General features: G+C 66.8%; 13 protein-coding genes. 1 reads left to right on the top strand and 12 read right to left on the bottom strand.

The features are described from left to right. Positions 1–68: 68 nt before the first annotated feature. The 7 genes from AXA74_RS13825 to AXA74_RS13855 all read right to left on the bottom strand — a co-directional run bounded on the left by AXA74_RS13825 (position 69) and on the right by AXA74_RS13855 (position 9,313). On the bottom strand, positions 69–794 hold the full coding sequence (locus tag AXA74_RS13825) for a pyridoxine 5'-phosphate synthase (protein WP_029579392.1): 726 nt from the start codon (positions 792–794) through the stop codon (positions 69–71). Then, positions 791–2,317, bottom strand: a complete 1,527-nt coding sequence (locus tag AXA74_RS13830; RefSeq protein WP_032978538.1) for an efflux transporter outer membrane subunit — start codon at positions 2,315–2,317, stop codon at positions 791–793. Before AXA74_RS13830 ends, AXA74_RS13825 begins: the two co-directional genes overlap by 4 nt. Continuing rightward, positions 2,314–5,529, bottom strand: coding sequence for an efflux RND transporter permease subunit (locus tag AXA74_RS13835; protein ID WP_029579390.1), 3,216 nt, complete (start codon positions 5,527–5,529; stop codon positions 2,314–2,316). Before AXA74_RS13835 ends, AXA74_RS13830 begins: the two co-directional genes overlap by 4 nt. 60 nt (positions 5,530–5,589) lie before the next feature. Beyond that, the gene (locus tag AXA74_RS13840) at positions 5,590–6,804 is read right to left on the bottom strand and encodes an efflux RND transporter periplasmic adaptor subunit (protein ID WP_032956283.1); all 1,215 of its coding nucleotides are present in this window, start codon (positions 6,802–6,804) and stop codon (positions 5,590–5,592) included. 189 nt (positions 6,805–6,993) lie between these two features. After that, entirely contained in the window at positions 6,994–7,368 is a 375-nt protein-coding gene (locus tag AXA74_RS13845; RefSeq protein ID WP_029579388.1) for a helix-turn-helix domain-containing protein, read from the bottom strand. A 151-nt stretch (positions 7,369–7,519) separates the two neighbouring features. Then, a complete protein-coding gene (locus AXA74_RS13850) occupies positions 7,520–8,713 on the bottom strand; it encodes a DUF3734 domain-containing protein (RefSeq protein ID WP_032978535.1) in 1,194 nt (397 codons plus the stop codon). 15 nt (positions 8,714–8,728) lie between these two features. Further along, positions 8,729–9,313 carry a DUF4136 domain-containing protein gene (locus tag AXA74_RS13855; RefSeq protein WP_029579386.1) on the bottom strand — a complete coding sequence of 195 codons (585 nt, stop codon included), beginning with the start codon at positions 9,311–9,313 and terminating at the stop codon, positions 8,729–8,731. 98 nt (positions 9,314–9,411) lie between these two features. On the opposite strand from AXA74_RS13855, the gene AXA74_RS13860 reads away from it, so the two are divergent. After that, positions 9,412–10,215: a TOBE domain-containing protein gene (locus AXA74_RS13860; protein WP_029579385.1), complete on the top strand. Its 804-nt coding sequence runs from the start codon at positions 9,412–9,414 to the stop codon at positions 10,213–10,215. Here AXA74_RS13860 and AXA74_RS13865 read toward each other — a convergent pair whose 3' ends face one another. The 5 genes from AXA74_RS13865 to AXA74_RS13885 form a co-directional block, all read right to left on the bottom strand. Beyond that, positions 10,216–10,902 (bottom strand): ATP-binding cassette domain-containing protein, encoded by a 687-nt coding sequence (locus tag AXA74_RS13865; RefSeq protein WP_032956276.1) that lies wholly within the window; start codon positions 10,900–10,902, stop codon positions 10,216–10,218. Then, on the bottom strand, positions 10,899–11,570 hold the full coding sequence (gene modB, locus AXA74_RS13870; protein WP_029579383.1) for a molybdate ABC transporter permease subunit: 672 nt from the start codon (positions 11,568–11,570) through the stop codon (positions 10,899–10,901). The genes AXA74_RS13865 and modB overlap by 4 nt, the downstream gene beginning before the upstream one ends. 10 nt (positions 11,571–11,580) lie before the next feature. Continuing rightward, on the bottom strand, positions 11,581–12,330 hold the full coding sequence (gene modA / locus AXA74_RS13875) for a molybdate ABC transporter substrate-binding protein (protein WP_032978533.1): 750 nt from the start codon (positions 12,328–12,330) through the stop codon (positions 11,581–11,583). A 106-nt stretch (positions 12,331–12,436) separates the two neighbouring features. Beyond that, on the bottom strand, positions 12,437–13,231 hold the full coding sequence (locus tag AXA74_RS13880) for an ABC transporter ATP-binding protein (protein ID WP_029579381.1): 795 nt from the start codon (positions 13,229–13,231) through the stop codon (positions 12,437–12,439). Between the two features lies 1 nt (position 13,232). Further along, positions 13,233–14,123, bottom strand: a complete 891-nt coding sequence (locus AXA74_RS13885) for an ABC transporter permease (protein ID WP_029579380.1) — start codon at positions 14,121–14,123, stop codon at positions 13,233–13,235. Positions 14,124–14,161 lie beyond the last annotated feature (38 nt).

Raw genomic sequence — 14,161 nt, forward strand, 5'->3', positions numbered from 1 at the left:
CCACACGCAGGCGCCCGCCCATGAAAAAAGCCGTCCCGCGGGACGGCCTCGCCGGCGCCGGCCGCCGCCTAGCGGCCGCGCGCCTGGATCATGAGCGCCTTCATGTCGCGCACGGCCTTCTCCCAGCCGTCGAAGACAGCCCGGGCCACGATGGCATGCCCGATATTCAGCTCGGAGATCCCGTCAATGGCGGCCACGGATTGCACATTGCCGTAATGCAAGCCATGGCCGGCATTGACTCGCAGGCCATGGCGCAGCCCTTCGCGGACCGCCTCGCGGATGCGCAGCAGCTCGCCCTCGGCCTGCGGGCCTTCGGCCTCGGCATAAGCGCCGGTGTGCAGCTCGATGACCGGCGCCTTGGCGCGCGCCGCCGCCTCGATCTGGGCGGCGTCCGGATCGATGAAGAGCGATACCCGGATACCCGCGGCGGCCAGCAGGGCCACGGCGTCGGCCACGGCCTCGAACTGGCCCAGCACATCCAGCCCGCCCTCGGTCGTGAGCTCGGCGCGCTTCTCCGGCACCAGGCAGACATCGTCCGGCTTGACCGCGCAGGCGATCTCCAGCATCTCCGGCGTAAGCGCGCACTCCAGATTCATGCGCGTGCGCAGCTTCGGACGAATGGCGTAGACATCGGCATCCTGGATATGGCGGCGGTCTTCGCGCAGATGCAGAGTGATCACGTCCGCGCCGGCGTCCTCGGCGCGCACGGCCGCCTCCACCGGATCGGGATACACAGTGTGGCGCTGCTGGCGCAGGGTGGCCACATGGTCGATATTGACGCCAAGTTCAATCATTGTTGTTGCGTGGTCGGGGGTTGAGCCTGGGACACGGCGGTATTTTCCAGCCAGCCGCCTCCCAGGGCCTTGTAGAGTTCGACGCGGTTGACAAGCGACGCCAGGCCCGCCTGCACCAGGGCGATCTGGGCATTGAAGAAATCCACCTGGGCGGTCTGCACCTGCAGATAACTGTCAATGCCGTTGACGTAGCGCATGTTGGACAGCTCCAGCGTGCGGGCCGACGAGGCCTGCAGGCCGCGCTGCGCGTCCAGCTGGGCGCTGTAGGTCGCCTCGCCGGCCAGCGCATCGGCGACCTCGCGGAAAGCCTGCTGGATGGTCTGCTCATACTGCGCCACGGCGATGTTGTCGCGCGCCTTGGCCAGGTTCAGGCCTTCGATGATGCTGCCGCCTGCGAACAGCGGCGTGGTGATCTGCGGCGAGAAGCTCCAATAGCCCTGCCCTCCCCGGAACAGCGTGTCCAGAGAGGGGCTGGCCACTCCCAGCAGGCCGGTGAGCGAGATCGTCGGGAAGAACGCGGCCCGCGCCGCGCCGATATTGGCCTTGGCCGCCCGCAGCTGGTTCTCGGCGGCCAGGATGTCGGGCCGCCGCTCCAGCAGGTCCGAGGGCAGGCCGGCCGGCACGGTCGCCAGGATCTGGTCGCGGCCGAACTCGGCCGGCTGCGGCAGGTCGGCCGGCAGGCTGGGCACGCCCAGCAGCACGACCAGCGCATTGAGCGCCTGGGCGCGCGTGCGCGCCAGCTGCGCCAGATCGGAAGACGCCGAGTCCAGAAGCGACTTGGACTGGTTCAGGTCGAGTTCGGAAGCCACGCCGCCGTCAAACCGCGTTTTGACGAGGTTGTAGGACTCCTGGCGGGACTGCAGCGTCTTGCGGGTGAGATCCAGCTGGACATCGGCCGCCCGCAGATTGAAATACGACTCGGCCACCGCCCCCACCAGGGTGATATGCACCGAACGCTGGGCCTGCTCGGTCGACAGATACTGCTGATACGCCGCTTCCGATAGATCGCGCAGACGTCCGAACAGGTCGATCTCGAAGGTCGTCAGGCCGATGCCGGCCTGGTACTGGCTGCTGATCGACGTCGAGTCCGGCCCGCCCGTGCGCATATTCTTGGGCAGATGCTGGCGCGTGCCCTGGATGCCGGCGCCGATGGACGGCCATTGCGCCCCGCGCTGGATGCCGTACTGGGCGCGCGCGACTTCGACGTTCTGCACGGCCACGCGCAGATCGCGGTTGTTGTTGAGGGCCAGCTCGATCAGCGCCTGCAGCTGCGGATCGCGGAAGAAGCTGCGCCAGCCGATCTCGGCGGCCGCCGTATCGGCCGGCGGCGCCACGGCGGCGGCCGGTTGCGAGCCCAGTTCGGTGGGCCGGCTGTAGGCGCCGTAGCTGATCCTGGGCTGGTCCGGCCAGTCGGCGCGCACCGGAGCCTGCGGACGATGATAGTCCGGCGCCAGCGAGCAGCCGGCCAGGCCGGCGGCCAGCAGCACCGCCAGGGCGCCGCGCTTATGCATCAGGGCCGTCATTCCTTGTTCTCCTGACCGCCTTGGTTTTGGGTATTGGCTGCCTGTTTTTCCTCTTCGGCCTTCTTGGCGGCCTGCTCGGCCTGGAAGGCGCGAAGCTCGGCGCCCAGCAGGCGCGGACGGGTCTTGACCAGGCTCATGACGACCACGAAGAAGGTCGGCACGAAGATCACCGCGAAAGGCGTGGCCGCCAGCATGCCGCCCAGCACGCCGATACCGACGGCGCGCTGGCTGGCGGCGCTGGCGCCGGTGGCGATGGCCAACGGCACCACGCCCAGGATGAAGGCCAGCGAGGTCATCAGGATGGGACGGAACCGCAGGCGCGCCGCCTCCACCGCCGACTCGTACAGGCCGTTGCCCCGCGCGTACTGGTCCTTGGCGAATTCGATGATCAGGATGGCGTTCTTGGCCGCCAGGCCGATCACGGTCACCATGCCCACCTGGAAGTACACATCGTTGGACATCCCCATCAGGGAGACCAGCGCCACCGCGCCCAGCATGCCCAGCGGCACCACCAGCATGACCGACAGCGGGATGGCCCAGCTCTCATAGAGGGCCGCCAGCACCAGGAAGACCACCAGCAGCGCCAGGGCCATCAGGACGACGGCCTGGTTGCCGGCCAGGCGCTCCTGGTAGGACAGGCCATTCCATTCGTAGCCGAAGCCCGAGGGCAACTGGGCGACCAGGCGTTCCATCTCGGCCATGGCTTCACCGGTCGAGTGGCCAGGCGAGGCATCGCCGCCGATACGGACGGACTCATAGCTGTTGTAGCGCACCACCTGGGTCGGGCCCTGCGACCACTTGGCCGTCACGAAGGACGACAAGGGCACCATGCCGCCATCCTTGTTGCGGGCGTTCAGGTTGAGCACGTCCTCCATGTGCATGCGGTACTTCTCATCCGCCTGCACCCAGATGTTCTGCATCCGGCCCATGTTGGGGAATTTGCTCAGGTAGGCCGAACCGACCGCCGTGGAGATCAGCTGCGCCGCCTCGGAAAAGTCCACGCCCAGCGCGGCCGCCTTGTCACGGTCGATGTTCAGCGACAGCTGCGCGCCCGGCCCCAGGCCGGTGATGCGCACCTGCGAGAGCACCGGACTCTGCATGGCCATGCCCATCAACTGTCCGGTCGCCGCGGCCAGGGCCTCGGTGCCGGCGCCGCCACGGTCCTGCAGGCGGAAGTCGAAGCCCGCGGCATTGCCCAGCGAAGAGATGGCCGGCGGCACCACGGTGAACACCATGGCATCCTTGATCCCCATGAACAGATGCTGGAAGGCGCCGCCCGCGACCGCCTGGGCCGAGTCCTGCGCGCTCTTGCGCTCGGCGAAGTCCTTGAGCGTGGTGAAGACCAGCGCCGCGTTCAGGCCGTTGCCGTTGAACGAATAGCCTTGCACGGCCACGATGTTCTGGGTGGTCGGCTGCTGGCGGAAATAATGCTCCACCTGCTCGATGACCTCGATCGTGCGGTTGGCCGAAGCGCCGGCCGGCAGCTCGATGTTGCTGATGACATAGCCCTGGTCTTCCTCGGGCAGGAAGGACGACGGCAGGCGCAGGTAAAGCCAGCCCAGGGCCACGACCAGCAGCGCGAACACGATCATCATGCGCCCGCCCTTGTGCAGCACGCGCGAGATCCAGTTCTGATAGTGATGCGTGGTCGCCTCGAACTTGCGGTTGAACCAGCCGAAAAAGCCCTTCTTCTCTTCGTGATGCCCCTTGGGGATGGGCTTGAGCAGCGTCGCGCACAGGGCCGGCGTGAAGCTCAGGGCCAGGAAAGCCGAGAAGAAGATCGACACGGCCATGGCCACCGCGAACTGGCGGTAGATCACGCCCACCGACCCGCTCATGAAGGCCAGCGGCAGGAACACCGTCACCAGCACCAGCGTGATGCCGATGATGGCGCCGGTGATCTGCGGCATGGCCTTGGCCGTGGCCTCCTTGGGCGGCAGGCCTTCGGTGGCCATGATGCGCTCGACGTTTTCGACCACCACGATGGCGTCATCGACCAGGATGCCGATGGCCAGCACCATGGCGAACATGGTCAGCACGTTGATCGACAGCCCCAGCGCCAGCATGACCGCGAAGGCGCCCATCATGGCCACCGGCACCACCAGCGCCGGGATCAGGGTGTAGCGCACGTTCTGCAGGAACAGGAACATCACCAGGAACACCAGCACCATGGCTTCGACCAGGGTGTGGATCACCTTCTCGATGGACACCTTCACATAGGGCGCGGTGTCATACGGGATTTCGTACTTGATGTTGTCCGGGAAATACTTGGACAGCGCCGCCATCTGCGTGCGGATGCCTTCGGCCGTCTGCAAGGCGTTGGCGTCGGGCGAGAGCACGATGGCGAAAGCCGCCGTGGGCTGGCCATTCAGGCGCGCGCCGAACTGGTAGTTGTCCGCGCCCACCTCGATGCGGGCCACGTCGCTCAGCAGCACCTTGGAGCCGTCGGTGTTGGCCCGCAGCACGATCTTGCCGAAGCCTTCGACCGTGCTCAGCTGGCCGTTGGCCGTGACGGTGGCCGTGACGCGCACTTCCTTGGGATTGGGCGGCGCGCCGATCGAGCCGCCCGAAATCAGCACGTTCTGCGCGGCGATGGCCTGGTTGACTTCCTGCATGCTGAGGTTGAAACCCACCAGCTTCTGCGGGTCGACCCAGATGCGCATGGCGCGGGGCGCGGCAAACAGCTGGAACTGGCCCACCCCGGGCACCCGCGAGATCGGATTCTTGACGTTGCGGGTGATGTAGTCGGCCAGCGCCGCCTGGTCCAGCGTGCCATCGGTGGAGGACAGCGTCACGAACAGCAGGAAGCCGGCGCTGGTCTGCTCATATTGCAGGCCCTGCTGGGTCACCGCCGCCGGCAGCTGGGCCGTGACGTTGGAAATCCGGTTCTGCACGTCCACCTGCGCCAGGTCCGGGTCGGTGCCCGGGCGAAAGGTGGCGGTGATCTGCGACTGGCCATTGGAATCGCTGACGGACTCGTAATACAGCAGGCCCTTGGCCCCGTTGAGCTCGTCCTCGATGATACTGGTCACCGTCTCGGCCACTTCCTGGGCCGAAGCGCCAGGATAGGTCGCGGTGATGGTGATGGCCGGCGGCGCCACGTCCGGATACTGCGCGACAGGCATATTGGGAATGGCCAATATGCCCGCCAGCAGGATGAACAGCGCAACCACCCAGGCAAAAATGGGTCGATCAATGAAAAATTGCGGCATGTGGGCTGACTCTGAAAGCGATGCTCACGAACGAGGAACGCGGCTCGCGCCGCGCGCCGCTTAGGATTTGGATTCCTGCTTGGCCGGCGCCTGCCCGTCCGCGGGCTTGGCGCCTGGCTGGCTGGCGGCCCCGGCCTTGGCCTTGGGATCCCAGGGCGAAGTCTGCACGGGAGCCCCCGGTCGGATCTTCTGGAAACCCTCGACAATGACGATGTCGCCCGCCGACAGGCCGCTGCTGATAATCCACTGGTTGTTGACCGAGGATCCGGTGCGTACCGCGACCTGCTGGACCTTGCCGTCCTTGACCACCATCAGGCTCTGCAGGCCGTCGGCGGTGCGCTGCAAGGCTTGCTGCGGCACCAGCAAGGCCTTCTCGTCCACCCCTTCGTCGAGGCGCACGCGCACATACATGCCGGGCAGCAGGACCTGGTCCGGATTGGGCACTTCGGCGCGCAGGTTCACATTGCCGGTCGAAGGATCCACGGTGATGCCGGTAAACAGCAGCTTGCCCGGGAACTTATAGACCGAGCCGTTTTCCAGCACGATGGACACCCGCGCGGCGTCCGGCCCGAGCTTTTGCAGCTGGCCGGAGGCAAACGCCTCGCGCAGGCGGGCCAGTTCGGAGGTGGACTGCGTGAAGTCGACGTAGACGGGATCCAGTTGCTGCACCACGGCCATCTGCGTGGCCGTGCCCGCCTCGACCAGCGCCCCTTCGGTCACCAAAGGCTTGCCGATGCGGCCGGTGATCGGCGAGGTGACATCGGTATAGCCCAGATTGATGCTCGCCGAGGTCTGCGCCGCCTTGGCCGCCGCCACCGCGGCATCGGCCTGGCGATAACTGGCCACCGCATTGTCGTACTCCTGCTTGCTCACGGCATTGGCCTTGACCAAGGGCGCATAGCGGTCGGCAAGCAGCTTGGCGCTGTACAGGTCCGCCTGCGCCTGCTTGAGCTGGGCGGTCGCCTGGTCGTACGACGCCTGATAGGAGGCAGGGTCGATCTTGAACAGCACCTGGTTTTCTTTGACGTCGCCGCCCTGTTCGAACAGGATCTTCTGCACGATGCCCGTCACGCGGGCGCGGATCTGCGCATCGCGCACCGCGTCCACGCGGCCGGGCAGATCGGAAACAATCGACGCTTTCTGGGGTTGCACCGTCACGACGGCAACCTGCGGCATACTCGGGCTTGCATGCGGCTTTTCGCCGCATCCTGCCAACATCCAGCCAAGAGCGACAACGATGCCAAGACCCGAGACACGCTGAGGTGAAAAACGCATGGATCCCTCACGGAGTGAAAACACGTCTCCCTCACTTCCGCCCTCGAGCGGTTGTTCTGTTCATGAAGAGGGGGACGCGGACCCACGTAATGTAGCGTACTTTTTGAGGGGAAACCCTCATTTTCTGCCGAAAATGATAAGCAAAGGGCTCGATCGGCGTGACGCGGCAACAACGCCCGGCGGGCGTGCTCAGGAAGGCTGGACCATCAAATGGCCAAGAAAGACATAACCCATCCCATGGACGGTGTGCAAAGGAAGCTCGGCGCCCGCTTCGCCGACCTTTTTGCGCAGGCGGCTGATGGCCACGTTGAGGGTGCGCAGGCTGGCTCCTGGCAGCGCCTTCATCAGCGCGTCCCGGGACAGCTCCCGCCCGGGATGTTCGGCGATGGCCAGGAAACACACGCGCTCCAGCGCCGTGAGGCTGATGCGCACACCCTGCGGCGTACTCAGCACCCAGCCGCGGTAAAGCAGATGCCAGGTCTCGTTTGCATCGGCCGGCAACACCGCCGGCGGGGCGGTTGCGACATCGTCGGATAGGCCGGAAGCAGGGAAATGTTGAGTCATAGTGATAGGCCAAGTCATACGGCAAGCGTGCGAACCACGCACCAGCTTGCTCAAATGCACGTCAGGCTACGGCAGATTGCATAACCCTCCGGCTTGCTTGCACATAAACCAGACTAATCTGACCCAGCTATCGCTCGCGAGACTGCCGCCGCTACTTGCGATGCACGTCGTGCGCCACGAAGGAGACTTCGGGCGGCGGGCGATCCAGCACACCGGGCTGCTCCAGCGTGCGGCGGATGTCGCTCAGCCCGCTGCGCCAGTGCTCGCGCATGGCTTCGGTGCTGAATTCATAGTCCTTGGAGTGCCGCTCGTAGTGCTTGGCCTCGTAGATGAGGTTGACGATGTTCACGGCCGGCGTGCAGGCCTCGGCCCGGATATCCGCCAGCTCGGGGCTGTTGCGCTCGTCTTCGGGCAGGCGCTCCAGCAAGCGCTGCAGGCCGCGGCGCAGGCGCAGCACACGCGCGAAATTGTCCGTCACGGTACGGGTCCGGCTGGAGTACTGGATGTCCTTCTGTCTTTCGGCCACCTCGTCCATGGTGGTGGGCAAGGGCCCGCGGGCCGGCCAGAGATCCACCTGGAAGGCCAGGGTGTCGCGCAGCGGCGAATCCGACAGCACCTTGGCCAGCGGCGTGTTCGAGACCATGCCGCCGTCCCAGTAATACTGCCCGTCCACCTCGATGGCGGGAAAGCCCGGCGGCAGCGCGCCGGAGGCCATGACGTGCTCCAGGCGCAGGGCGCGGTCGCGGCTGTCGAAATAATTGAAGTTGCCGCTGCGCACATTGACCGCGCCAAAGCTGGTGCGCACCCCGCTCTTGTTAAGCAGGTCGAAGTCGACGAAGCGCCGCAAGGTCTCGGCCAGCGGCGCCGTGTCATAAAAGCTGGTGGAGGCCTGGCCGGCGTTGCGCAACAGATACGGCGAGGGATAACGCGGCGTAAAAAAGCCCGGCTGCCCCTGCCAGACCGCATTGAGCGCGGCCAGGTGGCCATTGACCTCGGGCGAACCGAAGCCGAAAGGCAAGCCCTGGAACATCGGTCCCCACACATCGCCCCAGGGCAGGCTGGCAAAACCGGTGGGACGGCAGATGGCCTCCCAGAAACCGCGCAGCCGTTCCACCCGTTCGTCCTCCGGCGAGCCGGCGATGATGGCGGCATTGATCGAGCCGATGGAAATGCCGGAAATCCAGTTGGGCCGGATACCGGCCTCGTGCAGGCCTTCGTAGACGCCCGCCTGGTAGGCGCCCAGGGCGCCGCCTCCCTGCAACACCAATGCCACCGTGTCATAGGCACCCGGCTGGCGCCGGTTCGTGCCGCGCTTGCCGGCGCCAGCCGGATCCCGCTTGGCCATGCTTGCTTCCCGGGTCTACTTGGCCGCCGGCGCCGCGGCCCCGGCAACGAAAGGATATTTCTGAAAGATCAGCGCAACGGCGGCATTGACGCGCTCCTGGCTTTGGGACCAATTGGGATCGCTCACTTCGCCGGTGGCCACGCCCTCCCAGACCAGTTGCTTGCGGCGCCGGTCCACGAGGTCCACGTTGAGGGTGCCCTCGGTGTATTGATAGACGTCGTCGCCCCAGCCATAGCCCGGCCAGCCGCCATAGAAGCCGCCGCGGTAGGCGTAGTACGGCATGGGCGGCGGCGGCGCCGGGACGACTTGGACCTTGTCGGCCAGCTTGGCGCTGAAATTGATCTGCAGGTCGGGCTGCTTGTCGTCGTAGACGTAGCCGCGGCGCTGCATCTCGCCGCGGACCGCGGTCTTCAGGCGTTCGGTCAGCAGGCTGCTGTACCCGGCGCGATCGGTGCCCAGGCCCGGCATGAAGCCGTAGCTGCGATACTGGCTGAAGTCGACCTTGTGGTCATAGTCGCTGCGCACCGTCGGCTTGGACGCGCAAGCCGCAAGCCCTCCCGCCAGAGCCACCACAACCACCATCCTGGATATTGCCTGCATCGTCATCTCCGCGCCGGACCTGAGGGTGGTTGATCTTGCCCTGAATACGAACAACTTGCAATAAACTCCCTGACACCTCTTTTGTCGGATCCGACCGCATGGCCCCCTCCCCCGACCTGGAACTCGATGGCTCCATCTGGCTGCGCAGCGGCGACCAGACCTGGGGCGGCGCCCAGCGCATCGCCCTGCTGGCCCAGATCGGCGCGACCGGCTCCATCACCGCGGCCGCCCGCGCCGTGGGCATGAGCTACAAAGGCGCCTGGGACGCCATCGACACCATGAACAACCTGGCCGGCGTCCCGCTGGTGGAGCGCGCCGCCGGCGGCAAGGGCGGCGGCGGGACCCGCCTGACCGCCCAGGCGCACACGCTGATCGCCCGATTCAACCGGCTGCAAGAAGAACACCAGCGCTTCATGCAGCATCTGGCCAGCCAGGGCCTGGCCGGCGATCTCGACCTCATGAGGCGTTTCATGTTCAAGACCAGCGCGCGCAACCGTTTACTGGGCCGGGTGGACGAGCTGCTGCCCGGCGCCGTCAATGACGACATCCGCATCGTCGTCACCGGCGGCCATTCCCTGCGGGCGACCATCACCCGCGAAAGCACGGCCGAGCTGGGCCTGCGGCCGGGACGCGAAGTCATCGCCCTCATCAAGGCCTCCGCGGTCCTGGTCGGCCTGCCTGGCCCCGGCCTGCGCCTGTCGGCCGACAACCGGCTGCCCGGTCGCGTGGCGCAGCTGCGCGGCGGCGCCGTGAACGACGAGGTGGTGATCGACCTGGATGGCGGCGGCACGCTGGTGGCCGTCATCACGCGGGATAGCGCCCGGGAGCTGGCGCTGGCCGAGGGCAGCCCGGTGCAGGCCCTCTTCAGCGCCTCCAGTGTCATCCTCGGCGTCATGGACTGATCAGCTGGCCACGGCCAGGCCGGGATTGGCGGCGATACGGCCATCGCGCACCTCGAAGACGGCGTCGCCCAGGGCGTCGATGTCGGCCGGGTCATGCGTGATGAGCATCATCGGCACGGACAGGCTGTCGAGCAGGCGGCGCAGCTCCACCCGCATCTTGCCGCGCAATTGCGCATCCAGCGCGGAAAACGGCTCATCCAGCAGGAGGAGCTCGGGCTCGGCCGCCAGGGCCCGCGCCAGTGCGGCGCGCTGCTTCTGCCCCCCCGATATCTGCGAGGGATAGCTATTGATGACGGGGCCCAGCTCGAAGGCGTCGATCCAGCGCCGCGCCTGGGCCGGCATGCCGCGCCGGCGGGGATTGAGCCAGCCGCCGCGCAGGGCGAAAGCCACGTTCTGCCCCACGGTCAGATGCGGAAACAGCGCGTAATCCTGGAACAGATAGGCCACGCGCCGCTGCCGGGGCGGCAGGAAGAGCTGGCTGGCGCCGTCATAGAAGACCCGCCCGTTGACCGCGATATGGCCCGAATCCGGCCGCAGCAAGCCGGCCACCGCGCGCAGCGTCAGGCTCTTGCCCGACCCCGAGGGCCCGAAAAGCACCACGCGCCGCGAATCGCTGCGCAGCCGCACATCCATCACGAAGCGGCGCTCCTCGGCCTGCAGCGTCTTGCGCAAGGCGATATCGATCATGCCATCCCCTTGCGGCGCGGCACCAGCCGGCTGGCCAGCAAGAGCGCCGCCACGCAGGTCACCGACGTGATGATCACCAGCAGATTGGCCGTGCCATCGTCGCCGGCCTGCACGGCCTCGTAGATGGCGATGGAAAGCGTCTGCGTGCGGCCGGGCAGATTGCCGGCCACCATCAGCGTGGCGCCGAACTCGCCCAGCGCCCGCGCGAAAGCCAGCAGCACGCCCGCCATGATGCCGCGCAGGGCCAGCGGCAGCGTGACGCGGAAAAAAACCGATGATTCGCGCAAGCCCAGCACGCGCGCCGCGGCTTCCAGCTGCGGATCGACCTGCTCGAACGCGCTGCGGGCGCCCTTGAGCACCAGGGGAAAGGCCACCACGGCCGCCGCGATCACCGCCCCCTGCCAGGTGAACACCAGCTCGATGCCCCACCCGGCCAGCGTCTCGCCCAGCACGCCGCGGCGCCCCAGCAGCACCAGCAGGTAATAGCCCAGCACCGTGGGCGGCAGCACCATGGGCAGGGTCAGGAGGGAATCGACCAGCTCGCGCGCCGGCGAACGCCAGCGCGCAAGCCAAAAACCCACGGCCGTGCCGCTCAGCGCGCTGATGGCGGTCGCCCAGCCGGCCACCTTCAGCGACAGCAGCAGGGGGACCCAGACCGGGTCGTTCATGACGATGGCCTCAAGGCTTCTTGAAGCCGTAGCGCGCCAGGATCGCCTGCCCCTCCTGCGAGCGGGCATAGTCCACGAAGGCCTGCGCGGCGGCCTTGTTGGCCTCGCGCATCGTCAGCGCGATGGGATAGGTGATGGGTTGCGGCGTGGGCACGGTCTCGACCCACTTGACCTTCTCGGGCATCACGGCCGCATCGGTGGCGAACACAAAACCGGCATCGACTTCGCCGCGCGCCACGTAGTCCAGGCTCTGGCGCACGTTCTGGGCCGGTACGCCCTTGGCCGAGACGGCCGTCCACAGCCCGAGTTGCTCCAGCGCCGCCTGGGTGTAGCGGCCTACCGGCACCGAGGCCGGATTGCCGTAGGCCACGCGCTTGACCTCATCGCCCTTGAGGTCGGCCAGGCGCTTGACCGGCGCGCCGCCCGTGGCCGGCACGATCAGCACCAGGGCGTTGGCGGCGAAGTCGACCCGCGTGTCGGGACGCACGGCGCGGCTTTGCACGGCGCGGTCCATGGCGGTCTGGTCGGCCGAGGCGAACACATCGGCGGGCGCGCCCTGCTCGATCTGGCGCAACAGCACATCCGAGGCGGCGAAATTCAACACGACCTTGGTGCCCGGATGCCTGCTCTCATAGGCCTGGCCCAGCGCTTTGAAGGCATTGGTCAGGCTGGAGGCCGCTGACACCGTGAGATCCGCGGCCTGCGCGGTCGAGACGCACGCTAGCGCGGCCAGGAGACACAAGCGATTGCGGATTTTCATTGTCTGCCCCGGGGTGTCGGGCGCCAGGGCGCCGTGGTTTCGAAATATACCTCGGTATATAGCGCTGGTCAAAAAAACGGGGCCGCGGTCTGCGCGGCCCCCGTGATCAGCCCAGCAGCAAGGCGTCGTCGGAGAGCTTCTCGCCCCGGACCCGCTCGAACATCGCCAGCAGGTCGGGCACGTCCATGCCCTTGCGCTCATCGCCGGACACATCGAGCACGACCTGTCCCTGGTGCAGCATGACGGTGCGGTCGCCCACATCCAGGGCCTGGCGCATGCTATGGGTCACCATCATGGTGGTCAGGCGGTTCTCGGCCACGATGCGGGCCGTGAGCTGCAGCACGAAATCCGCCGTGCGCGGGTCCAGCGCCGCCGTATGCTCGTCCAAGAGCAGGATGCGCGAGGGTTGCAGGGCGGCCATCAGCAGGCTGACCGCTTGCCGCTGCCCGCCCGACAACAGGCCGATACGGTCGCTCAGGCGGTTCTCCAGGCCCAGGCCCAGCGTGGCCAGCCGTTCGCGGAAATGCTCGCGCATGGACGCCTTGACCGCGCGGCCGAAACCGCGCCGCGCGCCGCGGCATTGCGCCAGCGCCATGTTTTCCTCAATGGTGAGGTCTTCACAGGTGCCGGCCATCGGGTCCTGGAACACCCGTGCCACCTGGGCCGACCGGACCCAGACCGGCTTGCGCGTGACGTCGGCGTCGTTGATCTGGATCGTGCCCGTATCGATGGGCAGGTCGCCCGACACGGCATTCAGGAAGGTGGACTTGCCCGCGCCATTGGAGCCGATCACGGTCACGAACTGGCCCGTGGGGATCTCCAGCGACAGCCCGCGCAGGGCCCGCGTCTCGATCGGCGTGCCGGCATTGAAGGTGATGAAAATATCTTTTGCGCGCAACATATCAACGCCCCTTCTTGCCGAGCAGGCGGCGTTTCAGCATGGGAATGACCAGGGCGATGGTCACCAGCACGGCCGTCACGAGGTTCAGGTCCTGGGCCTTCAGGCCAATGAAATCGCTATTGAGCGCCAGCGCGATGAAAAACCGGTAGACGATGGCGCCGATGATGACGGCCAGCGTGGCCAGCACGAGGCGGCGCGAAGGCAGGATGCTTTCGCCCACGATCACGGCGGCCAGGCCGATCACGATGGTGCCAATGCCCATCGAGATGTCGGCGCCGCCCTGGGTCTGGGCGAACAGGGCCCCCGCCAGGCCGACCAGCGCGTTGGACAAGGCCATGCCGCCCAGGATCATGGCGCCGGTGTTCACCCCCTGGGCGCGCGCCATGCGGCCGTTGGAGCCCGTGGCGCGCATGGCCAGGCCGCTTTGCGTGGAGAAATACCAGTCCAGCAGGAATTTGGCGGCCAGCACCACCACCACGAGAATCAGCGGGCGCGCGACATAATCGCTCAGCCAGCCCGGTTGCAGGATGGTGAATACAGTGGGCTCGGTGATCAACGGCACATTGGGCTTGCCCATGATGCGCAGGTTGACCGAATACAGGGCGATCATCATCAAGATGCTGGCCAGCAGATCCATGATGCGCAGCCGCACGTTCAGCCAGCCGGTGACCAGGCCGGCCAACGCGCCAGCGGCCGTCGCGGCGACGGTCGAGGTGAAGGGATCCACTCCGGAAGAAATCAGGGTGGCGGCCACGGCGCCGCCCAGCGGAAAGCTGCCATCGACCGTGAGGTCCGGAAAGCGCAGCAAACGGAAGGAGATGAATACACCCAACGCGACCAGGCTGAAGATCAGGCCGATTTCCAGGGCGCCGAGCAGTGAGAACAGGGACATGAGAACCTTGGCCGCCCCCGGTCTTGTGAACCAGGACG

It is taken from the genome of Bordetella hinzii LMG 13501 (assembly GCF_001548475.1).
Lineage (GTDB): Bacteria > Pseudomonadota > Gammaproteobacteria > Burkholderiales > Burkholderiaceae_B > Bordetella > Bordetella hinzii.